The sequence below is a fragment of the Maribacter aquivivus genome (assembly GCF_900142175.1).
GTDB classification, from domain to species: domain Bacteria; phylum Bacteroidota; class Bacteroidia; order Flavobacteriales; family Flavobacteriaceae; genus Maribacter; species Maribacter aquivivus.
On the sequence record NZ_FQZX01000001.1, the window covers coordinates 1,797,203 to 1,823,470 of the forward strand.

General features: G+C 34.8%; 30 protein-coding genes. 25 read left to right on the plus strand and 5 right to left on the minus strand.

Going from position 1 to position 26,268, the window contains the following annotated elements; translation table 11 throughout:
• Positions 1-333 precede the first annotated feature (333 nt).
• Entirely contained in the window at positions 334-1,239 is a 906-nt protein-coding gene (locus BUC31_RS07620; RefSeq protein WP_084134966.1) for a phospholipase A, read from the minus strand.
• A gap of 88 nt (positions 1,240-1,327) precedes the next feature.
• Here BUC31_RS07620 and BUC31_RS07625 point away from each other — a divergent pair, with 88 nt between their 5' ends.
• Complete coding sequence (locus tag BUC31_RS07625; protein ID WP_073242725.1) at positions 1,328-1,705, plus strand: DUF1801 domain-containing protein; 378 nt, start codon at positions 1,328-1,330, stop codon at positions 1,703-1,705.
• Between the two features lies 1 nt (position 1,706).
• Here the strand turns inward: BUC31_RS07625 and kdsA are convergent, their stop codons facing one another.
• Positions 1,707-2,525, minus strand: coding sequence for a 3-deoxy-8-phosphooctulonate synthase (kdsA, locus tag BUC31_RS07630; RefSeq protein ID WP_073242727.1), 819 nt, complete (start codon positions 2,523-2,525; stop codon positions 1,707-1,709).
• 83 nt (positions 2,526-2,608) lie between these two features.
• Here kdsA and BUC31_RS07635 point away from each other — a divergent pair, with 83 nt between their 5' ends.
• The 6 genes from BUC31_RS07635 (at position 2,609) to BUC31_RS07660 (ending at position 8,375) form a co-directional block, all read left to right on the plus strand.
• Complete coding sequence (locus BUC31_RS07635; RefSeq protein WP_073242729.1) at positions 2,609-3,175, plus strand: hypothetical protein; 567 nt, start codon at positions 2,609-2,611, stop codon at positions 3,173-3,175.
• A gap of 89 nt (positions 3,176-3,264) precedes the next feature.
• Positions 3,265-3,849, plus strand: a complete 585-nt coding sequence (locus tag BUC31_RS07640) for a hypothetical protein (protein WP_073242731.1) — start codon at positions 3,265-3,267, stop codon at positions 3,847-3,849.
• Positions 3,850-3,901: 52 nt separating this feature from the next.
• The gene (locus BUC31_RS07645) at positions 3,902-4,447 is read left to right on the plus strand and encodes a hypothetical protein (protein WP_073242733.1); all 546 of its coding nucleotides are present in this window, start codon (positions 3,902-3,904) and stop codon (positions 4,445-4,447) included.
• 107 nt (positions 4,448-4,554) lie between these two features.
• Positions 4,555-6,357 (plus strand): translational GTPase TypA, encoded by a 1,803-nt coding sequence (gene typA / locus BUC31_RS07650; protein ID WP_073242735.1) that lies wholly within the window; start codon positions 4,555-4,557, stop codon positions 6,355-6,357.
• A 294-nt stretch (positions 6,358-6,651) separates the two neighbouring features.
• Positions 6,652-7,440 carry an SDR family NAD(P)-dependent oxidoreductase gene (locus tag BUC31_RS07655; RefSeq protein ID WP_073242737.1) on the plus strand — a complete coding sequence of 263 codons (789 nt, stop codon included), beginning with the start codon at positions 6,652-6,654 and terminating at the stop codon, positions 7,438-7,440.
• 35 nt (positions 7,441-7,475) lie between these two features.
• Positions 7,476-8,375, plus strand: a complete 900-nt coding sequence (locus BUC31_RS07660) for a DUF6503 family protein (protein WP_073242739.1) — start codon at positions 7,476-7,478, stop codon at positions 8,373-8,375.
• Between the two features lie 99 nt (positions 8,376-8,474).
• On the opposite strand, the gene BUC31_RS07665 is transcribed toward BUC31_RS07660, so the two are convergent.
• From BUC31_RS07665 to BUC31_RS07675, 3 genes are all read right to left on the minus strand, one after another.
• Positions 8,475-10,025: a hypothetical protein gene (locus tag BUC31_RS07665; RefSeq protein ID WP_073242741.1), complete on the minus strand. Its 1,551-nt coding sequence runs from the start codon at positions 10,023-10,025 to the stop codon at positions 8,475-8,477.
• Positions 10,026-10,139: 114 nt separating this feature from the next.
• Positions 10,140-10,874 carry a polyphosphate--glucose phosphotransferase gene (gene ppgK / locus BUC31_RS07670; protein ID WP_073242743.1) on the minus strand — a complete coding sequence of 245 codons (735 nt, stop codon included), beginning with the start codon at positions 10,872-10,874 and terminating at the stop codon, positions 10,140-10,142.
• A 138-nt stretch (positions 10,875-11,012) separates the two neighbouring features.
• Positions 11,013-11,318 (minus strand): hypothetical protein, encoded by a 306-nt coding sequence (locus BUC31_RS07675; protein WP_073242744.1) that lies wholly within the window; start codon positions 11,316-11,318, stop codon positions 11,013-11,015.
• Between the two features lie 262 nt (positions 11,319-11,580).
• Between BUC31_RS07675 and BUC31_RS07680 the strand changes: the two genes are divergently transcribed.
• The 18 genes from BUC31_RS07680 to BUC31_RS07755 all read left to right on the plus strand — a co-directional run bounded on the left by BUC31_RS07680 (position 11,581) and on the right by BUC31_RS07755 (position 26,259).
• Positions 11,581-14,508 (plus strand): PEP/pyruvate-binding domain-containing protein, encoded by a 2,928-nt coding sequence (locus tag BUC31_RS07680; protein ID WP_244534015.1) that lies wholly within the window; start codon positions 11,581-11,583, stop codon positions 14,506-14,508.
• Position 14,509: 1 nt separating this feature from the next.
• On the plus strand, positions 14,510-15,103 hold the full coding sequence (locus BUC31_RS07685; protein ID WP_073242746.1) for a Riean_0653 family protein: 594 nt from the start codon (positions 14,510-14,512) through the stop codon (positions 15,101-15,103).
• A 20-nt stretch (positions 15,104-15,123) separates the two neighbouring features.
• Positions 15,124-16,386 (plus strand): serine hydrolase, encoded by a 1,263-nt coding sequence (locus BUC31_RS07690; protein WP_073242748.1) that lies wholly within the window; start codon positions 15,124-15,126, stop codon positions 16,384-16,386.
• A gap of 161 nt (positions 16,387-16,547) precedes the next feature.
• Entirely contained in the window at positions 16,548-17,111 is a 564-nt protein-coding gene (locus tag BUC31_RS07695) for a TetR/AcrR family transcriptional regulator (protein ID WP_073242750.1), read from the plus strand.
• Between the two features lie 72 nt (positions 17,112-17,183).
• The gene (locus BUC31_RS07700; protein WP_073242752.1) at positions 17,184-17,732 is read left to right on the plus strand and encodes a carboxymuconolactone decarboxylase family protein; all 549 of its coding nucleotides are present in this window, start codon (positions 17,184-17,186) and stop codon (positions 17,730-17,732) included.
• 108 nt (positions 17,733-17,840) lie between these two features.
• Positions 17,841-18,833: a type I glyceraldehyde-3-phosphate dehydrogenase gene (gap, locus tag BUC31_RS07705; RefSeq protein ID WP_073242754.1), complete on the plus strand. Its 993-nt coding sequence runs from the start codon at positions 17,841-17,843 to the stop codon at positions 18,831-18,833.
• A gap of 71 nt (positions 18,834-18,904) precedes the next feature.
• A complete protein-coding gene (locus tag BUC31_RS07710; RefSeq protein WP_073242756.1) occupies positions 18,905-19,219 on the plus strand; it encodes an EthD family reductase in 315 nt (104 codons plus the stop codon).
• A 2-nt stretch (positions 19,220-19,221) separates the two neighbouring features.
• The gene (locus tag BUC31_RS07715; protein ID WP_073242758.1) at positions 19,222-19,866 is read left to right on the plus strand and encodes a DsbA family oxidoreductase; all 645 of its coding nucleotides are present in this window, start codon (positions 19,222-19,224) and stop codon (positions 19,864-19,866) included.
• Positions 19,867-19,885: 19 nt separating this feature from the next.
• Positions 19,886-20,551 (plus strand): peroxiredoxin-like family protein, encoded by a 666-nt coding sequence (locus BUC31_RS07720; protein WP_073243812.1) that lies wholly within the window; start codon positions 19,886-19,888, stop codon positions 20,549-20,551.
• Positions 20,552-20,581: 30 nt separating this feature from the next.
• The gene (locus BUC31_RS07725; RefSeq protein ID WP_073242760.1) at positions 20,582-20,932 is read left to right on the plus strand and encodes a DoxX family protein; all 351 of its coding nucleotides are present in this window, start codon (positions 20,582-20,584) and stop codon (positions 20,930-20,932) included.
• 25 nt (positions 20,933-20,957) lie between these two features.
• Positions 20,958-21,662 (plus strand): haloacid dehalogenase type II, encoded by a 705-nt coding sequence (locus tag BUC31_RS07730; protein WP_073242762.1) that lies wholly within the window; start codon positions 20,958-20,960, stop codon positions 21,660-21,662.
• A gap of 82 nt (positions 21,663-21,744) precedes the next feature.
• Positions 21,745-22,398, plus strand: coding sequence for a hypothetical protein (locus BUC31_RS07735; RefSeq protein ID WP_073242764.1), 654 nt, complete (start codon positions 21,745-21,747; stop codon positions 22,396-22,398).
• 153 nt (positions 22,399-22,551) lie between these two features.
• The gene (locus BUC31_RS07740; RefSeq protein WP_073242766.1) at positions 22,552-23,634 is read left to right on the plus strand and encodes a serine hydrolase domain-containing protein; all 1,083 of its coding nucleotides are present in this window, start codon (positions 22,552-22,554) and stop codon (positions 23,632-23,634) included.
• Between the two features lie 478 nt (positions 23,635-24,112).
• Positions 24,113-24,334 (plus strand): hypothetical protein, encoded by a 222-nt coding sequence (locus BUC31_RS20500; protein WP_244534016.1) that lies wholly within the window; start codon positions 24,113-24,115, stop codon positions 24,332-24,334.
• A complete protein-coding gene (locus BUC31_RS20505; RefSeq protein WP_244534038.1) occupies positions 24,313-24,564 on the plus strand; it encodes a peroxiredoxin-like family protein in 252 nt (83 codons plus the stop codon). The genes BUC31_RS20500 and BUC31_RS20505 overlap by 22 nt, the downstream gene beginning before the upstream one ends.
• Before the next feature lie 15 nt (positions 24,565-24,579).
• On the plus strand, positions 24,580-24,762 hold the full coding sequence (locus tag BUC31_RS20510; protein ID WP_244534017.1) for a hypothetical protein: 183 nt from the start codon (positions 24,580-24,582) through the stop codon (positions 24,760-24,762).
• Positions 24,763-24,894: 132 nt separating this feature from the next.
• Entirely contained in the window at positions 24,895-25,431 is a 537-nt protein-coding gene (locus BUC31_RS07750; RefSeq protein ID WP_073242768.1) for a DUF4303 domain-containing protein, read from the plus strand.
• 273 nt (positions 25,432-25,704) lie between these two features.
• Entirely contained in the window at positions 25,705-26,259 is a 555-nt protein-coding gene (locus BUC31_RS07755; protein WP_139251907.1) for a hypothetical protein, read from the plus strand.
• Positions 26,260-26,268: the final 9 nt, after the last annotated feature.

Sequence of the window (26,268 nt, forward strand, 5' to 3'; positions counted from 1 at the left end):
GTACTTTGAAATACAAAGTTAAATTAAATATTTGATTATTCAACAAAACTGAAGTAAAAAAAGTTAGCGAAGATGCTTTAATGCGAGCTAAGAAAGAGGAAGGTGACTAAGTTTTATTGCGTATTAATTCCTTTTAAACTTAATGTCTAAAGGAGGTTTGCTGTTTTGGACAGAACTATTGTAATAAAAATTCTATGGAGAATATATATGTGCACATCAACTATAAAAACGGGCAATAACATCAGAAATCTTCGCTGAATTTCCATCAGTAATTTATATAAAAACGGACTTTAAGTCAAAAAATAGAGTAAGTGTATAGCCTTTTTAAAGCGCTTAATTAATCAAAGAAACACCAATTCCAATTGTGGTTTGTCGGTGGTTGTAATCAATGAGCGTTTCGCCGTAACCGTCAAATAATTGAAAATGACCGTTGAAGTTTTCGAAAATTGGGAAAGACCAATTGAGTTGTAAACTCCCGCGACTTTTATCTCCCAAATTCAAAGAATGCCTTGCAATGGCTCTAAAACGCTGTCTACCCCAGTCATACGTAATATCAGCTTCACCACGCCCTATATAATCAGATATATTCTCGTTATCATCAATCTTGCTCCCTATACGAATCCATGGTTTTAGCATTACCTGCCAGTTTCCTTTTTCGAATGCAGCATGAAAAGCAATACGGTTCCAGCTTCTAGAAATTGGGTCTGACTGTCCGTTAGATTCATGAATTATGGCGGCTCCGATTATTTTAGTCTCAAACCCCAAAATTGGAAACTTAACGGGAAAATTTGCGATGATTTCAGGTTGATAGTTCAATTCTCGAAATGGTCTTGAACGCTCTGTATTATAAATTTGCCAATAGGCGGTCTGCGAATAGCCCATCCATAAATCCATACGACCATCGAACATGCCGTGAAAAATTTTGGTTTTTAGACTGATTTGAAATTTTGACTCCACAGCGTTTAAACTACTAGGTTCATCTAAAACTTTATCTGAATTTTCTGCCTGTGGAAATTCATTGGGGTTGGTAGAAAATTTTGCGGCAGTTATGTATATGGGTTTATACGAAGTAAGAATGAATGTACCGCGTTGGTGGTCATCATCTAGTTCCCATAATTCGCTTAAGCTTTTACTATTGTTGAAATACCAATTATGGTCATGGTCTTCTTGAGCAACACCGATATAATATGTACCTGTTATAAAAGCAATTAGTAGAACTATAGTTGTGTTTTTAAGCATTGATGAATTTTAAGAGTGTCAAAATTATATATTTGAATGCGTATTTGTAAATGAATTCGTATTTTAAATTAACACAATCAAATTGATTATGAAACCAGCAGAGGATTATATTTTCAATCAACCTGAACCGTACAGAGGAATTTTAATGCATTTGCAAATGATGATTGAAACGACTTTGCCTGAGGTTGAACTGAAATTTAAATGGAATATACCTTGCTTTTATATCGGTAAATCGCCTATTTGTTATTTGAATGCATCGCACAAAAAGCAATTTGTAGATATTGCTTTTTGGAACTCTGCACATCTTACAAAACATTTGAACGTACTAATTTCTGAAAACAGAAAAGTAGTACGTTCATTGCGTTATAGTACCCTTGAAGATATTGATAACGATATTCTTATTGATGTTTTACAAGATGCTTATTCTGTTCGTAAAAATGGGTTTTATAAGCGAAAAGACTTATAAATTAAAACTGATTAACAACTGCTCTTAACGCCACTAAATCTGTCAATAGTTTTTTCATTAATCCTAAATCTAGCATATTGGCACCGTCGCTTTTTGCGTTGGCACAATCAAAATGTGTTTCAATAAAGAGTCCGTCAACACCTGCTGCAACACCTGCACGTGCCATTGTGCCTATTAAAGCTGGTCTACCACCTGTAACACCAGAAGTTTGATTTGGTTGTTGTAACGAATGTGTAACATCTAAAACTACAGGTGCAAATTGTTTCATAGTTGGTACACCTCTAAAATCTACGATCATATCTTGGTAGCCGAACATGGTACCACGATCGGTAATAATTGCTTGTTGGTTTCCGGTCTCTGTAACTTTATTAACGGCATGCTTCATACTCTCAGGACTCATAAATTGTCCTTTCTTGATGTTTACCGTTTTTCCTGTTTGTGCAGCGGCAACAACTAAATCTGTTTGGCGTGCTAAAAATGCAGGTATTTGAAGTACATCTACATATTCTGCAGCCATGACGGCATCTTGCTCAGTATGTATATCGGTAACCGTTGGTACTTTAAATGTTTCAGAAACTTTTCGAAGAATCTTCAATGCTTTTTCATCTCCTATACCTGTAAATGAATCTAAACGACTACGATTTGCTTTCTTGAAACTTCCTTTAAATACATAAGGTATTTTAAGCTCATCGGTTATGGTAATAATATGCTCTGCAATGCGCATTGCCATGTCTTCACCTTCAATGGCGCAGGGTCCAGATAGAAGGAAAAAGTTATTACTGTCGGTATGTTTTATTTGTGGTATTAGAGATAGGTTCATTCGTCGAATATTTTTAATCAAAGATACTATTTTAAGAAGCTTACTGTTCTATTAAGATAAGATTGTCGAAACCCCAAATCGAAATGAAAATCAAACAGTTTCTAATTATACTATTGCTTGTATTTTTTACTGGCAATGCCCATGCTCAATTTGGTAAAAATTGTGAGCTGAGGCAGGTAAAGATTAACCTTATTAATCCTGGTATAGAATACGAAATGGCATTGGGCACGAATACAACCCTTGATATAAAAGCGGGAATTCAAGTTGCTTTAGATCCTCTGTTGCCAGATGTATATAGAGAATTTGGAGTTTTTCCTGCTATAGCCGGTCAATATCGCTACTATTATAATTTTGGAAAGCGCCAACGTAAAAGAAAACAGATTTATGGTAATTCTGCTAATTATGTAGCACCTGCTGTAGCGGTCTTTTTTCCTAGTTCGCGAACTATTGCTAATGAAAATGTAGCGGGAGCTTTTGGCTATGCCGGTTTGGTAACAGGTATACAACGTAGTTATGATTCGGGATTCAACTTTTCGGTAGATGTTGGTGCTGCGTATTATGACGGACAATTTGAAGGCGGTATTTATCCGGTAGCGAACTTAAGTATAGGCTTTATTATTAGTGAAAAACGATGGTGCGTTGGGCGTTAATTACGTAGGTATTTTCTTAATATTTCATTAAATCAAGTGGTTACCTTTTTATAATCATGTAGTTTTAGTTGCAACATCAATCTATCTACATGAAAAAAATTACACTGATTTTTCTATTCTTATCTATAACAACGGCACATTCCCAAATCAGGGATTTTTCTGAAAAAGGCAACGGACTCGTTAATCTAGAGCGACACCAATTTACAATTAACATATTGGGACCGGGAATTAGATATGAGCTAGGTCTTTTTAAAAACGTAAGTGTATCTACCAGTTTTACACCGGCATTTGCAAGATACCAAGAAGGCTATACTTTAGGTTTTGCTTGGCATACTAGAATTAGATATTACCATAATTTTCAAGAGCGTTTAGATGTGAATAAGAATGTAATAGGTAACTCTGCAAATTACATTGGTCCTGCGCGTAGCATTTTCTGGGAGCCTGTACAGTTTACAGATAATATCTCTGACGGAAATAGTGATTATGCCTTTGCATTCTATGGCGGAGTATACGGTGTTCAGCGAACCAACAGAAAAGGTTTTAATGTAAATGCAGAAGTGGGTTATGGCTATTTTGATTCAAAAACTTTAGATAGTGGTCATGGCTTTTTGCTTAATGTTACCTTTGGGTGGGTAGCCACAAAAAGAAAATCTACAAAACCCACTTTTGATTAATATGGTCTGATATTTGATATACATCCCCAATAAAATCAAACCAAATTATATCATGAAAAAAATCACCTTTCTATCCGTTATTCTTTTGTCCGCTTTTTATGTGAATGCACAGTCTGATCAATTAGTAGAAGACGGACTCTTTAAAGTTAATGCGTTGTTACCTGGAGTTTCATATGAAATAGGAGTAGGGGAAAGAACAACAATAAATGCAGAAGCTATTATAGGTTTTGCCCTTCGTGGGGCTTCAAATGTAGAAACAGAGTTCGGACTATATCCTGGTTTTGCGGCTGACTTTAGATATTATAATAACTTCGACAGAAGATTAAAAAAAGGAAAAAACATTTCTGGCAACACTGGTAATTACTTCAGTTTTTTAAATCAGTTTCAATTCGGCACACCTATTATTGGTGATTTAGAATACGCATCAGACTACTATTATAACGCTGCATTAGTGTATGGTTTACAGCGTACTTACAAGAAAGGATTCTACTTTAGCCTGGCTTTCGGACCAGGTGTTTTTGTGAATGAATTTAATACAGATGCGGGTATTTTAATTGATGCTAGACTTGGTTGGGTTATTGGTGGTAGAAAAAAGTAGGATTCGTATTGTGGAACTCTCTCAAAATCAATAAGATAAAAATAACATAAGTTTAAGTGTGGCTATTGTTATTTAAAGTATCTTTGCACGCTTAAATAAGACCTTTTATGTCCACTACTACAAAAAATATTGCGATCATTGCGCACGTTGACCACGGTAAAACAACCTTGGTAGACAAAATAATGTACCACTGTAGCTTGTTTCGTGAAAACGAGAATACAGGTGATTTAATTTTGGATAATAACGATTTAGAAAGAGAACGTGGTATTACCATTACTTCTAAAAACGTTTCCGTTATATATAAGGATACTAAAATAAATATTATTGATACTCCTGGTCACGCCGATTTCGGTGGTGAAGTTGAGCGTGTATTGAATATGGCAGATGGTGTTTTGTTATTGGTAGATGCCTTTGAAGGTCCTATGCCACAAACACGTTTTGTACTTCAAAAAGCGATTGACCTTGGTTTAAAGCCTTGTTTGGTGATCAATAAAGTTGACAAAGAAAACTGTACTCCAGAAGAAGTACATGAAAAAGTTTTCGATCTTATGTTTGAACTAGGTGCTGAAGAATGGCAGTTAGACTTCCCTACAGTTTACGGTTCTGCAAAGAACAACTGGATGAGTGAAGATTGGAAAAACGAAACAACGAATATTGAGCCATTGTTAGATATGGTTATTGAGCATATTCCTGTTTTTGAACCAAAAGAAGGTAACACTCAAATGTTGATTACTTCTTTAGATTTCTCTTCATTTACTGGTAGAATTGCTATTGGTAGATTACAAAGAGGAACATTAAAAGAAGGACAACAAATATCTTTGGTTAAAAGAGACGGTTCTATTGTAAAATCTAAAATCAAAGAACTTTACGTATTTGAAGGTCTTGGTCGTAAGAAAGTACAAGAAGTTATAACTGGTGACATTTGTGCATTAGTTGGTGTTGAAGGTTTTGAAATTGGTGATACTGTTGCCGATTTAGAAAACCCTGAAGCATTAAAAACTATTACAATTGATGAGCCAACAATGAGTATGTTGTTTACGATTAACGATAGCCCATTCTTTGGTCAAGATGGTAAATTCGTTACTTCTAGACATATTAAAGATCGTTTGGCTAGGGAGTTGGAGAAAAACCTTGCCCTACGTGTAAATGATACTGATAGTGCTGATAAGTTTTTAGTATTCGGTCGTGGTGTATTGCACCTTTCTGTATTAATAGAAACTATGCGTCGTGAAGGTTATGAATTACAAATTGGACAACCACAAGTAATTATAAAAGAAATAGACGGTGTTAAATGTGAGCCTATTGAGCATTTAACTATTGATTTACCTGAAGAAGTTTCTGGTAGAGCTGTAGAAATGGTATCTATACGTAAAGGTGAGATGACTAGTATGGAAGCTAAAGGTAACCGTATGTTGTGTGAATTTCAAATTCCATCACGTGGTATCATCGGTCTTCGTAACCAATTATTAACTGCTACTGCTGGTGAGGCTATTATGGCACACCGTTTCTTAGAGTATCAACCAATGAAAGGTGATATTCCTCAAAGACAAAATGGTTCTTTAGTTTCTATGGAAAGAGGAAAAGCAATTCCTTATTCTATCGATAAATTACAGGATCGTGGTAAGTTTTTCGTTGATCCGGGTGAAGATATTTACGAAGGTCAAGTTATCGGTGAAAACTCTCGTGGAGATGATATGACCGTGAATATTACAAAAACTAAAAAGATGTCTAACGTTCGTTCTTCTGGTGCAGATGATAAAGCTAAAATTGTTCCGGCAATTAAGTTTTCTCTTGAAGAAGCATTAGAGTACATTCAAAAAGATGAGTATGTTGAGGTTACACCTAAGCATTTACGTTTACGTAAAATCTATTTGACAGAAAATGAGCGTAAGAGAAATAAAATAGCATAAGTAAAAAAGCTCCTTTTTTAAGGAGCTTTTTTTTTCTTTTAAATATAGAAACCACCCAATAGGGTGGTTTTTTTAGTTTTAATAATTATTTGGAAGTTGTTGATGAAGTGTGTTTTGTGATTACCACGCTGATATAATGTTAATTAGTGTCTGTGTGTTCAGAAAAACGCAAAATTATAGGTTAGATTTTCCTACATTCTTAATAATACATTCATCCTGCATTTTTCTTCGTTTATGCATAGAATTTTGGCTAATTTAAAGTGGAATTTAATCACAACTTAAACTAACATTATTATGCAACTAAAAGGGAAAAATGTACTCATTACTGGGGGTACACGGGGTATTGGAAAATGCATGGTTCAATACCTAATTAAAGATGGGGTAACCAATATTGCTGTAATTGCACGCGACAAGAAAAATCTTAAAGATTTATCATTAGAATATCCTGAGGTAAGTTTTATAAGAATTGCGGGTGATATTGCTAATATTCAAGTTTTACGTGATGCTGCTGCACGTATAGAAGATAAATGGGGGCATTTAGATATATTGATAAACAATGCCGGTATCGTCGCTGCTGGTCCTTTAGAAGATATACAAGATGAAGACTTATATGATCAAGTTGCGGTAAACTTAACGGCGGTAATGTTATTGACAAAATACTGTATTCCACTTTTAAGGTTTTCTGAGGATGCATATATTTTAAATATTTCATCGGGATTGGGATTGATCGGAATGCCATTTTATGCAGTTTATGGTAGTACCAAAGCTGCTATTCGTCAGTTTTCAGATTCTATGCGTAGAGAATTGGCACCTTTTAAAGTTTGGGTAACCTGTGCTTTCCCCACTGCTACAGATACCCAAATGATGCAAAAATTTAAGGGTAGAAAAATGGATGCACCAGAGTATGTTGCTGAGCGATCCTTAGAAGGATTATTTAATAAAGAGATTCAAGTTATTTTTGGAGGTGAAGAACGACTTAAAGAAAATACTCTAAATTTTGAAGCACCAGCAGAATTAGATAAGGTGGTTGCAGAGAATTATGAGGAACGTAAAATAGCCAGTTTAGATCATAAAGCCGTCTGATCATAACTGTATACTAAACTAAACGGCACACAACTATGAAATTACTTTACAAATTTTCACTTTTATCATTATTTGCAGTTTTTATATCCTGTAAAGAAACTCCTAAAAAAACAACCGAAACCGCTAAAGAAGTGGTTGCTGAAAATGATGTTATTGCTTACCCAGATTCTTGGGTTACATCAAGAGTTGCAAAAACAAAAGAAAGACTAAATGGCACTGAAGCTGGAAAAGTTATTTGGAATGCTATGGAAGCTCATGGCGGTTTAGATACTTGGTATGCAAACGGACCAATTACCTTTCGTTTTAATTATCAACCTTTAGATGGTAAAACGCCTAGAGATAGTTACCAAACGGTAGATACGTGGAGCAACAGATCTGTACATACAAGTGCGACAGATAGCTCAGCCAAATTTGGTTGGACAGGTGAGCAAGCTTGGGTAAAGGCTAAAGACAGTACTTCATTTGCTTATGATACTAAGTTCTGGGCACTAACACCGTTATGGTTTGTTGGTCATCCGTTTGTTTTGAGTGGGGAAGGGGTTAATCTAGAGTTGTTAGATGCAGAGAAATTTAAAGATCAAGATTATAATGTGATCAAAGTAACTTTTGATGCAGAGACTGGTGATGCACCAGATGATTACTACATTTTATATGTAAATAAAGAGACAAATAAAATAGCGGTTATGAGATATATCGTTTCATACCCTGAGTACTTTAAAGATGGTGGTCATGCACCAGAAAAGTTTACTGAATTTGTAGGTGAGCAAACGGTAGATGGTATTACCATGCCAGGCGGATTTAAAACATACTGGACAGTAAAAGATAATCAACCTGGTGACTATATCACTAAAATTGATTTTACAGATGTGTCTTTTGAGAAAGAATTACCAAAGAACTTTTTTGATGCTCCAGAGGGCGCGAAAATTTTAGAATAATACCTTATCAAGTTTTAAGGTATATCTATACTATAAAAAAAGCGTGTATCTAAAAGTTCTTTTAGATACACGCTTTATGATTTGATCAAGGTTTAAACTCTATTCCGCAGCGCAAGCATCATACGCTTGGCTATAAGCTAAAAGACCTTCTTTAGTGTTTTTGTATTCGTTAGCCATAATTTTTCCTTTTACCACTTCACATTCAGTACTTAAGGCTGCTAATTTTTTATTAAAACCAAAAACAAAATCTTTGCTCATTGTTGATATACCGTCTTCAGTATTGGTATACTTTAAAACATATTCTTTGCCCATATGTTCGTACAATGATATATTGCTTCCCTGGTAAATAGCTTTTGCAAATTTTGGGCTGTTAGATTTGTCACTAGCAACTGATGAAGTAAAAGTGGCAACTTCATAAATATCACCTGTAGTTAATACTATTTGTTTGCTGTCTATAGCAGCAACTTCCTTTGCTTTATTGTTTTCGTCTAGCACTTGTATTGCTGCGCTCGCTTTTGTTAATTCGTCAATAGCAACTGTTGTTTGTAAAGTATCGTTAGCAGCTGTTATTAAAAACGCAACTGCCTTTTCTGATTCTTCGGCCGGATCTTCTGCATATACAATTGCTACATCTGGCTCATTAGATAGGTCTTCTGTTATAACTTCAAAATGCCTTGTTGAGATTTCGTTTATGGTGAAATCATTAATTAAATCTTCGGCACTTCTATTTAGTCGTTTCCCGTCTTTTTTATCGTACTCGTTTGCCGTAAGTAAATCGGCATATTCCTTAACTTTTTCTGGTAAATCTAAGTTCAAATATATTTTTGCAATATTGTAGTAACTCGCATAACGCACTTTTTTATGCTGCTTGTCATCTTCATTATATCTTGTTACAACGTCATTGAAATAATCGATCCATGGTTGCGCCTCTACTAAAAGATCATCTACTGGTTGATCATGCTGCATTTTTGAAAATATTGCCTTTAAAGCTGCAGATGCTTCTTGGTGATTGGCAAATTCTGGGTGCTTCTTGGTAGCGATTATCCAAAAATGTTGTGATTGACTAGTAGTAACTGGAACGTATCCATATTTATAGTTGATTTTACTATTTGTTTGGCTAATCATGCTATTGCGATGCTTAGTACGATATTTGTCTCGTATACTATAGCGATTGTTGTTGTAATACGAACTTGCTTTAGAATAGGTCTTGAATCCTTTGCTTGAGTAACTGTCATCTTCGGAAAAGGTAAGAGAAGAATTTTCACCAGAATCGGCATTACTAATTGAAACCGTTGCTGAAGATGAATAACTACAAAGTACATCATACGTATAGGTCGTTTTAATTACGTTTCCTTCTTTGTCTTTTTCTTCGTGAGTTCTTTTTTTGATATCTACATCACCTATTTCGGTACCGTGAAATGTAAATCTAAAATCAAGGGTTCCGTTTTGTGCTACTCTAGAAAATCCTTCTAAAAAAATATTACGACTACTTGAGGTAAAGGTTCTTTTTGAGTCATCTAGAATTGGTATTGTTGGTAAATCAACATAAGAGACTTGAAAGTATTCTCTATCTAAATTTGCCCTTTGACTTAAAAGTTTTGTGGCAGTAAGGCAACTGATAATTACTAATAAACTGAGTACTTTTTTCATTGTGGTTATTTTGGTTGGTTATATAAAATATTAAGCGTGAGATATTACACTTTGTTTTAAAGTGTTATAAATACGTTGAATACATATTGATAATGTATTGTAATTGAATAAAGATTAATGAAGTGTAGCTACTGCTGCACCTATAATACCGGCGTGATTTTGAAGCGCTGCAGGTATAACTTTGGTATCTATTTTGATCTTCGATTTAAACTCATCAAAATCTTTTGAAGCACCCCCGCCTAGAATAATTAAATCTGGTGAAACAATCAATTCAACATACTCTAAAAAGGTATTGAATCTCTTTCCCCATTTTTTATACGAAAGACCTTCGCGGTCTTTTGCTGATCCGGCTGCCCATTTTTCTATTTTAGAATATCCTTTATAAGGTATTTGTCCTAGCTCAAAATTAGGTATCAACCTACCATCTAAAAATGCGCCACTACCTAAGCCTGTGCCAATGGTAATCATAACTACAAATCCTTTTTTGCCTTTACCAGTACCATAGTTCATAGTAGCGTAGCCAGCAGCATCTGCATCGTTGATTACGGTAAAATCAAGTCCCGTTTTCTTTTCTAATAACTTTTCAACATTTACACCTAACCAGCTTTTATCAAGATTACCGGTAGCCTTACAGACTCCGTTTTTAATAATGGTAGGGAAACCACAGCCAACTTTGCCTTTATAGTCAAAATGGGTTACAATTTGAGCAATAACATCGGTCATTGCTTCTGGCGTTCTAGGTATGGGAGTGGGTATTCTATGGCGTTCAGAGATCATTTCTCCTGTTTCCGAATTAACTAATGCTCCTTTAATTCCAGAGCCACCTACATCAATACCTAGTAAAGTCATTTTGTGTTTTGTTATGAATTACAAAGAAACGAAAAAGAATCGGGTCTTTGAAGTGAGATTCTTTTTGTGAATATACACATCGTTTTTAGCTCATTTTAGAGCATAAAAAAAGGACCTTTTTAGGTCCTTTATATATGTTTATATTGGCATTAGCAATTTGACTATAGTGCTAACTTGAATTTCTTCATCATCTTCATCTAACTCAGTATCTACAATGAAAGTGATCATAAATTGTTTGCCAACAAATTTTTGGCTGTTTAAATCGAATTCATTCGCAACATTATCTGTAATGTTCGTGAATTCAGCATTGTAACCTTCACTATCAGAAAAAACATATGCGCCATCAACATAGCCTACATAAGTTCCGTTCATAGTGCTGGTGTCTTGACCATATGAGGTCAACGAAGAAACAGCTACGAACAATACTATTAAAAGTGATTTCATTTTTTTAATTGTTTAGTTAATTATAGATTTTTTTTGTCCGTTTTTTAAGTCCTGTTTATGGACCTAAAAAGTTGATACAAATGAAATCTAATTTATTGAATAACGAATAATTTTATCATTTTATTATGAATCTTTTTTTTAATCTTAATCTGCTGTAATTCAGTAGCGTATTTTTATTTTTTTGTATTAAAATAATTAATAGTTAGCGAATTAAGTAATCTGATTTGATAGTACCTTTGCTAAATAAATTAATAGAATTCAATTGAAAAATAATAATATATATTTTCATCTTATTACGCTTATTGTTGTTCTCTTTACTTTGGTTCAAAGTACTAATGCACAATCTAATTTAGCCGCCGAAAATTTGCAGACATTAGTAGCGAAATACAAAAGTGATATTCGAGGTCCCTATAAAGATATTCGTTGGTTTTGTACAGATGGTAGCGTACGCCAGCCAAAAGATCCTTGTCCAGATAATATAGGTCCAGGGGTGCAGCATGCGCGCTATAAAGATGAGGTTGTTGCTTTGGGCAAAAGCAACCATATTTACTTTGGTCAAATTCTAGCTTATACGACTATTGATGAACTTTGGGATGCTAACCACAACCATTCTCGTTTAAAACAATATCAATTAGATAAGTATTTGCGTTTGGTCGATGACGGATGGATCAATCAAAAAGGGCAGTTTTACAGAGGATCGGTTCAGGTAGAAGACGAAGAAGCTTGGGGTATTGCTTTCTATAAATCGATTTTATCAAAGGATGCAGTAGTTACCGATAACTTCTATTTTATTCGTCAGTCATTAAAAGATATTCCACATAACGGGGATGATAATGTTGCGCAGTTAATGCGAAGCGAATCTAAAGTGATTTCCGATTTGTATACTCCGTTTATGGACTTGAGAACTAAGATTCATAGTCAACCAGAAAAATTGGATATTCAAAAAGTAATTGATTTTAAAGCTAAAAATCAAAAATCGCTGACTACTGATTTGAATAAAAAGTTAGACGGACTTGTAGCTACAATGAATACGTTTTTTAAACCTGTAGATGTTCAGTCATTATTGAATAAATCAAAATTGGTAAAAGGAACGGTCTTAGGTGATAAGGTGCAATCATTTGTAGATGGTATGGCAAATAATGAATCGCCTTCGTATTCCGTAAATGAAACAGCGCAGTTACTTTTAGAAATCAGAGAAGAACTGCTAACCGAGAAGCGATCTTTAGCACGATTACAATTGCTTGATATTTCTTTAAAGTTAGAAGAGTTATTATTTCAAAATGCACCTATTTGGGAGCCTACAACGGTAAGTGGACAATTAGAAAAAATTTGTGCATTGACAACGGCATCAGTCGGGGCAGGATATTTAGAACTGTGGGAATGGGAGCAGATTTCTGGTGTCCTTAGTAAATTCAACCAAGATCAATTAAGTTTGGCAGAATTAACGCAAGTATTAGAAACGGCTAGAGCTGCGGTAGAATGGAGTGCAGCTATGGTAAAAGCAAACTACCAGGAAGTTGTAAATACATATACTACGTTTGAACCAAAATCTTATGCATTTATAGATGATAGAATTAGAGGTTCTGTAGCATTACATTTAGGGCAAAGCGTTGGTGAGTTGGGTGATTTCATTTCAAAGGAATCTGCCTTGACCAATAAAGTGATGGATGTTGCTAACCAAAGTACATTTAGAGGATTGAACCCTGGGTATGCGTTTGGTGAGTTGGTGGTTGTAGATGGCTCATCTGAAGATATTGAAGTGTCAGCAGATAAAATTTATATTTTTCAACGCTCACCATCAGATTTAAAACCTGTTGCGGGTATTGCTACGGTGGCTGAAGGGAACATGGTGTCACACGTGCAATTATTGGCACGTAATTTAGGCATACCAAATGCAGCGTTGTCAGATGCTAACCTTCAAAGTTTAAAGAAGTACGACGGTACAAGGGTGTTTTATGCGGTTTCTAACAAGGGAAATGTGATTATAAAACCGGAAGCACAAATGACGGATCAAGAACGTGGAATATTTGTAAAGAAAGAGCGTAATACAGATAAAATCGAGGTGCCTGTTGAAAAAATTCAATTGGGTAATACTGATGTTTTGAATATGCACGATGTTGATGCTAGCGATTCGGGAGCTTTATGCGGACCAAAAGCTGCGAACCTTGGGCAGTTGAAAAAGATGTTTCCTGAACAGGTGGTTGAGGGGTTAGTGATTCCGTTCGGAATTTTTAGAGACCATATGGATCAGCAAATGCCAGGCGAGAATAGTTCATATTGGGAATATTTGAATACGATGTTTGTGGAAGCTGAGCGTATGCGCAGTGCAAATGTGTCAGAGCCAGAAGTGGAGAATTATCAATTACGACAATTAGAGACTTTAAGAGGTGCCATCAAAAAAATGCCGTTGAAAGAAGATTTTATGAATCAACTGGAAAGTAAATTCAAATCTGTTCTTGGGTCGGACTTTGGAAAAATTCCTGTGTTCTTACGCAGCGACACCAATATGGAGGATTTAAAAGAGTTTACTGGTGCAGGATTAAACCTAACATTATTCAATGTGTTGGATAAAGAGAAAGTTTTAGAAGGTATAAAAGATGTGTGGGCTTCACCATACACTGAACGTAGCTTTAAATGGAGACAGGTGTATTTATTGAATCCAGAGAATGTTTTTCCTTCTATTTTGGTGATACCAAGTGTTGATGTAGATTACTCGGGTGTATTAATTACAAAGGGTATCAATTCTGGTAACGATAAAGATTTAACCGTGGCATTCAGCAGAGGTGCAGGTGGTGCCGTAGATGGTCAGTCAGCAGAAACCTATACTATATATGATAGTAATGGATATCGTCTTTTAGCGCCTGCAAGAGAACCTTTATATAATACTTTACCTGCAACTGGAGGAACTGGCAAGAAAGTAGCTACGTTTCAGAACAGGGTAGTGAATGATAAGAACATGGCCGAGATTAAGACTTTAGCAAAAACTATACGTGAAACCTTGCCTAAAGAAACAAATTCAGATTACGAAGGTGCTTATGATGTAGAGCTTGGTTTTAAAGAAGATAAATTATGGTTGTTTCAAATTAGACCATTTGTTGAGAATAAAAAAGCGTTGAGTTCTGGCTATTTAGAATCTATTACACCGAAAATTAATACAGAGAAAGAAATCTCTTTAAATACAAAATTGTAATATGAAAAGGATCTATTTGTTTTTTATTGCTTCATTGTTTCTTGTTTTTACTGGTTGTGATACAGAGGATGACAATGTTGTTAATGAAGAATTGCCAATATCAACAATAGCAGGCTTAAATACATTTGGATGCCTTATTAATGGACAAGTGTATGTGCCTGAACAAGAGAGCTTTTGTTTAGATTGTGAAGATGCACCTAAATTGCAATTAACCTATGGCGAAGTCTTTGAGGAGTATCGGTTTTCTTTAAGTACATTCAATGATACAGACGGTGATGTTTCTGTTGCTTTAGAACTTTTTAATGGAAATGAACCGTTAACGGAAGGTCTGTATTCTCTTTCACAAACTATATTAGAAACTAATGACACACCCGTAGCTAATGCAACTTGTAGTATTAATAAAAAAATTAATGGCGAAAAAATTGAGTCGGAATTTTACTCTAATGACAATATTGGTGGAGTTTTGGAAATCATTAAAATTGATGAAGAAAAGAAGTTTATATCAGGTACTTTTTATTTTTCAGCATTAGATGGCAACGGTCAATTCGTTAATATAACCGACGGTCGTTTTGATGTTACGTATAATAGTTTTTAAGAATTAGTATTGATATGAGTATGAAGAAAATTATAGTATTACTAATTGTTGTGTTAAGTGCATCTGCATTTACAACCTACAAATATTACCCAATTGACGGTTACGAGCGTACAGGCATAAAACGTTTAAAGAGGTTAGAATTAATTAAAAGCGGCGAGCTTAAAGATGCAACGGCATTACCGGTTGGGGCTTTAAAATCGTACAGCGATATTCAATTGAACCTACTCTCAAGAAAGAGTGATAGTGCAATGGGTTTAATGCAGGTGAACGAAGATTTTCAGAAAGAGATAAGTGCACTTTTCCGCGGATTGGATAAAAGTTATTCACTAACTGTCTTGGATATTTCTGATCCTGAGAATGTGCGTTATGCCGAACGAAATGAAACGGCAGGCTATCAACCAGGTAGTGTTGGTAAACTGGCTGTTTTGGTTGGGTTATTTACACAATTAGAAAAAATTTATCCGGATTCATTTGAAAAAAGAACGGAGTTGTTAAAGAACAAATCTGTGAAAGCGGGAGTATGGGGATTGACAGATGAACACACTATTCCTATCTATAATATTGAAAAGAATACGTTGGTAAAACGACAGGTGATTGCTAGCGATGTTTTCTCATTATATGAATGGGCTGATCACATGTTATCAGTAAGTAATAATGGTGCGGCGAGTATAGTATGGAGAGAAGTTTTGTTAATGGCAGCTTTTGGTGAAAAATATCCTGACTTAACTCAGGAAGAAACGGATACCTATTTTAAAGAAACTCCAAAAAAGGAGTTGACAGATTTAAGTAATGATGTAGTGAATTTACCATTGCGAGATTTAGGAATTACAAGCGATGAATGGCGTTTGGGTAGTTTCTTCACTAGAGGTGCAATTACTTATGTTGGTGATAAAGGTGGTAGTATTGGGTCGCCACAAGGGTTAATGAAATTTTTGGTTCATTTAGAGCAGGGTAAAGTTGTAGATGAGGCTTCTAGTTTAGAAATGAAACGATTAATGTATATGACAGATCGTAGAATTCGTTACGCACAATCACCTGCTTTAAAAGAAGCAGCTGTGTATTTTAAATCTGGCTCACTTTATAAGTGTGATAGAAGTAAAGGTGAAGCCTGTGGTAAATATATGGGTAATGTTACCAATTTTATGAACTCGGTAATTATCGTAGAACAACCAGATAATTGTAAATATATGGTGGTGTTGATGACCAATGTATTGCGTAAAAATTCTGCTAGTGACCATATGTACTTAGCCGGAAATATTGATAAAATTATTCGAAAGGGGTAAAATTAAAACTTCAGGCCCATCTAATTTGAATAACCTATTGTACTATATGTCAATAGGTTATTTTCGTTTTAAGAGGTTTTAATGCCCAATAATACTTAATCTAAAGTTAAAAGTTTTTTTATATCAAAGCACTTGCTTAGTTTTGTAGTTAATTAGAAATAATGGCACGTAAAAAACAATATAACGAAACTGAAGTCATAGATAAGGCCATGCGCTTGTTCTGGCGTAATGGCTATGAAAGTACATCGGTTCGTATGTTGGAGAAAGAAATGGGTATTAACCAGTTCTCTATTTATGCCAGCTTTAAAAATAAAGAAGGTGTATTCTTAGAAAGTATTAAACTTTATAATACTCAAATTAAAGCCATTACCAATACCTTAGAAAAATCTAATAATGGGGTAGAAGGTATTAAAGATTATTTTTTTGATTTTCTAGATTTTTCTAGAGAAGGTGCAATTTTCAAAGGATGTTTGGTTACCAATACGGTAAACGAAATTAAAGAAGATTCGAGTCCGGTTATTATGGCGGCATTGAAACGTTTTTCTTCAAATATTAGAGAACTTTTTGTAAGGAACTTAAAACAAGACGACTTAAGGGATGTAAAAGAAATAGAAGCACAAGCTGACTATTTAATGAACGCGCTTTTAGGTCTGTCAATTTCATCAAAAGTATTTAAAGAGGAACAGTTAAAAGGCATCATTAGGATTACATTTTTACACTTGTAGCATTTTTTTTGAACAATAACTAAGCGGTTGCTTAGATTTAACATAAATATAATAAATAGAAATAATAAGATTATGACAACTTTAAAAGTACACGACTTAGAATCTGCACCAGAAGGTAGCAAAGCATTATTAGAGAACTCTCAAAAATCATTTGGTATGATTCCTGGTTTGCATGGTGTATTGGCATCTTCTCCAAAAATTTTAGAAGCATACCAAACACTACATCAGTTATTTACTGAAACTTCATTCAATAATGATGAGTTAACGGTAGTATGGCAAACAATAAATGTTGAGCATGCATGTCATTATTGTGTGCCAGCACATACAGGTATTGCTAAAATGATGAAGGTTGATGATGCTATTTCAGAAGCATTACGTAACCAAACTCCGTTAGCAGACGCAAAATTAGAAGCACTAAGAACTATGACTTTAACTATAGTTCGTAACCGTGGTAATGTAACTCAAGAAGATTTAGATACTTTTTACGCTGCAGGTTATGGAGAGCAACAAGTGTTGGAAATTATTTTAGGATTATCTCAAAAGGTAATTAGTAACTATACAAATCATATTGCGCATACACCGGTCGATGCAGCTTTTGAAAAGTTTGCATGGTCCAAATAATTGAGGTTTCAGTTTTCCCGGAAACCATATGTTGATTGAGTGATTAATTGTAGCCTTCTGTCTTTAAGGCAGAAGGTTATTTAATTTTAATAAACTAAATACATCAAAATGAAAAAAATAGCAATAAACGGAATGGGGCGTATTGGTCGCGCTTCTTTAAAAGTAATTTTGGATACTCCAGAATTAGAATTAGTAGCAGTAAACGATATCGTATCTATAGAGAATATTGCTTATTTATTGAAGTACGATTCAGTCTATGGTATTTATGAAAAGGAAGTTTCACATGATGAAAACAACCTTATCATAGATGGTAAAAAAATACAATACAACTCTCAACGTAATCCTGTGGATTTGCCTTGGGCAGAACATAAAATTGATGTCGTTATTGAAAGTACCGGTTTCTTTACCAAGAGTGAAGATGCTAAAAAACACATTAAAGCAGGTGCTAAATCTGTAATTATATCGGCACCTACCAAAAGTGAAGATATACCGACAGTGGTACATGGTGTAAATACCGAAGCTGGTGAGACTAATATATTCTCTTGTGCTAGTTGTACTACGAATAATATTAGCCCGGTTGTAGAAGTATTGGGTCGTAGAATTGGTATCAAAAAAGCCATTATGACTACGGTGCATGCTTATACTGCCTCTCAAGGTATTGTTGATGCACCTTCTCAAAAGAACTTGAGAATGGGTCGTGCAGGTGCGGCAAACATTGTACCTACGTCAACAGGAGCGGCAATTGCAACTACAAAGGCATTACCAGAATTAGCAGGTAAGTTTGATGGTGTTGCGTTACGTGTGCCAATTCCGGTAGGGTCAATGTCCGATTTAACTTTTGTAATGGAACGCGATGTAACTATTGAAGAGGTGAATGCTATCTTTAAAGAAGAAGCGGCAACTGATAGATATAAAAATATTTTGGACACTACAGATGAGCCTTTGGTATCTTCTGATATTGTAAAGAATCCGCATGCATCAACTGTTGATTTAGGTATGACTAGAGTAGTGGATGGCGACTTATTGAAAGTGATGACGTGGTATGATAATGAATGGGGATTCACCAATCAAATGATACGTCAAATTTTGGCAGAAAACTAAATTAAATGAGGTAGCTAATCTTGATTTATAAGAATGGCTACCTTTATTTATCAACTTAAAAAACTCATATAATGATAAAAGTATCTGTAATGTATCCGAACAGTGAAGATGTTAAGTTCGATGCTGATTATTACAAAAACACGCACTTGCCAATGGTTCAAAAATTTGTGGGTAGTGCATTGAAAGAATTGGAATTAGATTTAGGTATTGGTGGTAGAGCTCCTGGCGAAGCTGCGCCATATGTTGCCATTGCACATTTAAAGTTTGACGATGTGGCTTCTTTTCAGGCAGCTTTTGGTCCGCATGCAGCAACATTCGCTGACGACGTTAAGAATTATAGTAACGTGCAAGGAGAAATTCAAATTAGTGAGCTTGTAACTTTTTAGAAATGAAAAAGAAATTAAAAATAGATATTGTATCTGATGTTGTTTGCCCTTGGTGTGCAATTGGCTACAAGAGATTAGAAAAAGCAATTGACGAACTAGGTATTCAAGATCAGGTAGAGATTGAATGGCAACCTTTTGAACTGAACCCAGGTATGCCACCAGAAGGTCAGAATATTACAGAACATATTACTGAAAAATATGGTTCTACCATAGAACAACAAAATGAGTCGCGCCAAAATATGACAGATATTGGCGAAGAACTTGGCTTTAAATTCGATTATTTTGATGACATGCGTATGTCAAACACTTTTGATGCTCATGTGTTATTGGAGTATGCAAAAGATTTTGGGAAACAAACGGAACTAAAATTACGCTTAATGACTTCATTTTTTGGTGAAAGAAAAGATGTGTCTGATAGAGAGGTCTTAAAACAAGCGTTATTAGAAGTGGGTTTAAATGCAGAGGAAGCATTGTCTAAATTAGATAATGAAGAAGCCCGTTATGAAGTAAGGAATAAACAGGGGCAATGGAAAAATATGGGTGTAAACTCCGTACCAACTATTGTATTTAACATGAAAAGTGCAATAACAGGTGCCCAACCCGTAGCTAGTTTTAAACAAGTACTTTCTGAATTGATTGCTGAATAGAAAATTAAAAATGCAGGTTATGAGTAAAGCAGATAAAAATAAAGGTGAACTAGATGCATTGCTAGAGGTAAAACGTCAAGGAGCATCGAAATTTACTGAAGAGAAAAGGAAGATTTATGCTGATGGTATTAAAAGTGTTGCAGCATCTGGGGTGCTTGAAAATGCATTGAATATAGGAGATAAAGCGCCTAATTTTAGTTTAAAAAATGCATTGGGAGAATCTGTTTTGTTATATGATGAATTAAAAAAAGGTCCAGTTGTCTTAACATGGTACAGAGGTGGTTGGTGTCCGTATTGTAATATCACACTGCACTATTTACAAGAAAAACTTCCTGAAATTAAAGAAGCTGGCGCTACATTAATTGCAATTACACCAGAATTGCCAGATAATTCTTTATCTACTTCAGAGAAGAATAAGTTAGAATTTTCTGTTTTAAGCGATGTTGGTAATGTAGTAGGAAAAGAATATGGCGTAGTATATACATTAACCCATGAGGTAGCTACTATGTATGAAGCAGGATTTGGGTTAAGTGAAGTAAATGGAGATCATAGTAATGAACTGCCTTTGGCTGCGACTTATGTAATCAATACTGATGCTGTTATTCAATATGCTTTTTTAGATGCTGATTACACAGAAAGAGCAGAAGTGACGGATATCGTAGAGGCATTACATAAGCTGAAATAAATTAATATTCAACCACCAATACTGTTAACCATGAAAAGAGATAGAATCATTTATTACATCGCAACAGGTATTTTTAGCTTGGTGATATTATTTTCCGCAGGCATGTACTTTTTTAATCACGAATTTATAAAAGGTGCTTTCGTAAAATTGGGCTATCCTACGTATTTAATTTACCCATATGCTACGGCAAAGTTGGTAGGTTTGTTTGCAATCTGGAACCCTAGGTTTCATGTGATAAAAGAGTGGGCATACTCCGCATTTTTCTTTGCGGTTACCTTAGCATTTTTTGCACACATCATGGTAAGTGATGGAGAGCAGATGGCTGCTGTTATTGCTTTGGTTTCATTGGTCGTTTCTTATATCTTTAGTAAAAGAATATAAAAACACATTAAACGAAGATTGTAATATGGATACTACTATAGCGAATAAAACTATACGTCCAAAAGTATTGTTCTTTGATGTCAACGAAACACTTTTAGACCTTACAGAGGTTAAAAAAGAAGTTGGTAAAGCATTAGGAGGAAGAGAAGATTTACTTTCCCTTTGGTTTACAACCATGTTACAGTATTCATTAGTGACTTCGGCAAGTGGTCAATACAAACCTTTTGGGCATATTGGTGCTGCCGCATTACAAATGGTAGCTGCAAATCTTAATATGACCCTAACAGAAGAAGAGGCGCGTACCATTGTTTCAGAGGCTATGGGAAATTTACCTGCGCACCCAGAAGTAAAAGAGGCACTTGCACAGTTGAAAAATGCCGGATACAAATTAGTAGCATTCACCAATTCGTCTAAGGAAGGTTTAACCAAGCAATTTAAAAGTGCGGGATTAACGGAGTATTTCAATGAGATGCTAAGTGTAGAACCAACGGGGAAATTCAAACCATTTACAGATACCTATGTTTGGGGTGCTAAAAAAATGGGAGTTGAACTAGATGAATGTATGCTTATAGCAGCACACGGTTGGGATGTTGCCGGTGCTCTTTGGGCAGGTTGGCGAGCAGCGTTTATAGGTAGACCTGGTCAACAAGAGTATCCGTTAGCTCCAAAAACAGAAATTATAGTATCTGACCTGAAAAAGGCTGCAGATATTTTAGTGACCTACAGCTAGAAATTCTTGTCATTTCATTTTCAAATAAAAAGCATCTAAGAATATGTATCTTTGGCGTACCATTAACTAAAGAAAGTATTACATGTTTAAAAGAACACTATTTGTTGCCCTAATTGCACTTACGCTAACTTCTTGTTGGAAAGATAAAAGTCCCGAAGACCTTATTCGCTTAAAAGATAAATTCAAGTCTCAAGTAGACGATTTTGAGAATAAGAAAGAGACCGCTAATAAAAATGTAAACAAAGGTCTAGAATCTTTGAATGCCTTAAAAAGCGCTTTAGAAGACACCAAAAATGAAGATAAAGAATTCGCCAAGGTATATGGCGATTGGGAGAAAGTAGATCGTCGTGTTAATAATTTGAATAAAGAGTACGAAGATTTAAAAGAGAAAGCTTCCAATCTGTTTACAGCAATGGAAACACAGACCAATAGCCTAAGTGATGAAAAGAGTAAGAAAACACTCTTAGGAGCTATAGAAAAGGCGCGTACCAAATACAACGCAACATTAGCCAATACTTCTACGGCTATAGATAAATTAAGGTTGTTACATGGCGATGCCGTTGAGGTGGTAAAAGCCTTAGAAGTAGCTGCAGCCCTTAATTCTTTCGATAATATCAATGATCAAATGAAAAGCATTGAAGGTCGTGTAGACGGTATTATGCAAGAATTGAACGTTGCCGTTGTAGAGAGCAAGAAACTATACGAGAAAAAAATTACCGAGTTGGGAGAGGAGTAGTTTAAATTTTTATTTTTTCCAAGAAAAAAGCCAGTATGAACACATACTGGCTTTTTTTTGTGATGTACATGCTTCAGAATAGGCATTTTATTTACGCAACAAATTAGATTTGAGTCCGTTAATTATATTAAACCTTTCTAAAGAGTAAATAACATGATATATAGATTATTTTATATAGGTATTCTATTTATACTTTTAAGCTGTCAATCAGATGATTCCGTGTCGGTTGATTCAAATGAGCCAAACCCAACAGAAACCTCTACTTATTTTCCGCCAATTAATACAAATGACTGGGAAAATGTTTCACCTTCAGAATTGAATTGGAATGTTGATAAACTTTCAGAATTAGAAGATTTTCTTATACAGGATAATACAAAATCTTTTATGGTGTTGGTCGATGGTAAGATTGTGGTAGAAGAATATTATAATGACCATACGGTTAACGATACTTATCAGTGGAATAGTGCAGGAAAAACTTTGGTAACGGCTACCACTGGTATTGCTCAACAAAACGGATTAATCGATATAGATAATAAGGTGTCTGATTATATTGGAACCGAGTGGACAAGTGCCACAATACAACAAGAAAATTTAATTACTGTAAAGAGTTTGTTGACGATGACCTCTGGTCTAGACGACGAACCTCAATTGGTAATCAAAGCGAATCTGGTTTCGCTTTCCGATGCAGGTACACGCTGGGCTTATGGCAATGTATTTCAAAGATTAATGAATGTAGTCGAAGATGCCAGTGGAACCGAATTTGAAACTTATTTTAATACCGAATTAGCTGTTAAAATAGGTATGGATGGGTTTTGGAATAACGGATTTATTTATCGTATATACCATAGTAATACGAGAAGTATGGCAAGATTTGGATTACTTGCTTCTCAGAATGGAAAATGGGACGGAGAGCAAATTGTAGATGAAGATTTCTTTTTGGAAAGCACAACAACTTCTCAAGATATTAACCCGGCGTATGGCTATTTATGGTGGTTAAATGGAAAAAGTGACTTCATGCTACCATCTACGCAAACAGAATTTTCGGGATCTCTTATTCCGAATGCACCAGCAGATATGATTGCAGCTTTAGGTAAAGATGAACAGCGCATCTACATTGTACCTAGTGAGAATTTGGTAATTATAAGAATGGGTGAGGCTACGGGATCTGAAGAAAATTTTGCATTATCATCTTTCGACAATGTTTTTTGGGAGAAGTTCAATGAGGTAACTAATTAGGAGAAAAAAGAACTAAGAGATATCTTTTTGTCTTTTAAAGGACTTTTGAAAACTAACGAATCTTTATAAATAATTAAGGTTGTTACATGGCGATGCCGTTGCGTAGTAAAAGCATTAGAAGTGGCAGCTGCGTTAAATTTGTTCGATAATATCAATCTTCAAATGAAAAGCATAGAAGGTCGTGTAGATGGTATTATGTAAGAATTGAACGTCGCCGTTTTAAAGAGTAAGAAACTATACCAGAAGAAATTACCGAGTTAGGGGAGGAGTAATATAACTTCACTTCGGGTATAAAAAAATAGCCGGTTTTAAATGCTGGCTTTTTTAATGCCACAATAGTTCACACTAATATTCATTATTAGTGTTATAAATGTAAAATTTCATCTTTCTTAGTTGTAATTACTGTTTCGGTAATATAAATTTTGGCAATCAATAGGAAAGAGAACATATACCGTACCTTGTATAGTAAATTAAATTAATGAAAAACTTAAAAGAACAAACCGAAGCTAAAATTGCCGCTGGCAGATTGGCTAAACCTGAATTCATGAAAGGTGTAGACGATGTTATTAATGAGGCAAAGGCATTTGAACAGGGTAAGAATGCAATTAAGGTTGGACAAAAAGCTCCAACATTTGAGCTACCGAACCCGGTAGGTCAATTGATATCATTAGATGCTTTATTAGAAAAGGTGCTGTTGTAGTTACATTTTATCGTGGCGATTGGTGTCCGTATTGCAACTTACAACTTAGAGCTTTGCAGGCAAGGTTAAGTGAGATTCATGAGCTAGGTGCTACATTGGTTGCTATAAGTCCGCAAGTACCAGACGGGTCATTGACAAAGAGTGAAATCAATGGAATGGATTTTATTGTATTGTCTGATCAAGATGCTAAAGTAGCTTCAGAATACGGAGTGGCATGGGAAGTTCCGTAGTTTTTATTAGATCATATGCGAGTAGATCGTAGTCTTGATTTGGAGAAAATCAATAATGGTAATGGTAGTGTATTGCCAATTCCGGGTACATTTATTTTAGGAAGAGATGGCGTTGTAGAGTGGAGCTATGTAAATGTTGATTATAGAACACGCTCAGAACCTGAAGAGATTATTCAGGCTTTGAAGAAGTTATCTTAAATGATTAAGAAGGAAGAAAGGTCTTTTACTTTATAGGTGAACAGACAGAGAAAGTATTGAAAATAATGAAAGAAGATAAATTATTGGATAGATGAGTTAGCGAAACTCTTTATGCTCATATCAAACACAAACATGAACACTACTATAAATTTTGAGGAATTAAAAAACGAAATTGAAATTGCCACAAGAATAGCTTTTAAAGAAAACGTTGAAAGATATGGCAAAGATATTTGTGCTTTTTCATTGGTCAGTGATGATGGTGCTATGACGGTTGTACCTTACATAAATACTACAAGTCATCTAGTAAAGATGCAATCAGAGAATCCAGAAAATATAGAAAGTTATGAGTTTGAGTCTGCGGAGTGGTTTACGTCCGGGGGCGCAAATACAGAGTTTAATGCGATATGTAAAACGCTTTGTGATGAAATTGATAATGATGATTTAGATTTTGAAGCTTTTAGAAATTCTTTGTTCGAAACCTGCACTCAGGTTTTAGAGCAACTTCTAAAAGAAAATTTCTTTCATAAAATTTTAAGTAAAGATATATTGTTGATGTTCAGTATTTCTGATACTTCTGAATCTAAAGAAAATTTAGTACAATGGACAAAGCGTCTTAATACTATAAATGAAGGTAAACGCTTTGAATATTATATGAATGATAATTATTAAGCTAGGTTTGTTTTTAAATCATTAAAGATTATTTATTCCTAAAAACAATTATACTTAGTACATATTTCATTATCACTATAGGAAGGCATTCAAGCAATTTATCAAACATAAAAACGTTCTAAAACGAGTCATATTAACCAAGGTTATAGTTAATAAATTCTTTAGTCTATTAGCAAATACATAATGAAAATCATCACAAATCTTTTTTTTATTATGATCATGCAAGCCGGTTCAGTTTGTCATGCGCAGCATACGCAAGAAAAAAATTCTACAATGTCAAAGGAGGTAACAGAGGTAATTAAATTGGGTGAAGATGCTATTGTAGAATTGGCTTTAAAGTCTATTGGCGGTAATGTAAGCCTCGAAAACTTTACATCTGCTACGGTATTATCTAATGGAGAAGAAGTTTATGTTTCGTTTAGAAACCAATACAAATACCTTTCTTTAAATGCAATCTGCTATTTTGATGTTGGTGTCAATATTACTACGCAAACAACCTATAAAAACTCCGTTGCAAATCCTTATAATTTTACGACAGAACGAGCAATTCCCTATTTTCATATAACAGAAGATATTAAAAAGCATATCGATTTTGTAAAACAAGCGATTGGCAATTTAGAAGATTTTGAAGACGAAATGGTTATTCGAGAGAATGAAGACTTTTATGATATAGAAGTAGTATCTGAATCTCAAGAGTCTAGCTATAAGATCAAAAAAGGCACAGGAGAAATATATGATGAATTCCATGCGCATTTAGAGCCAATTCCATTTGATGTAGAAAGTGAGCAGGCATTTGAGGTTATCGATTTTTCTCTAAAAGATAAGTAAAATTACATA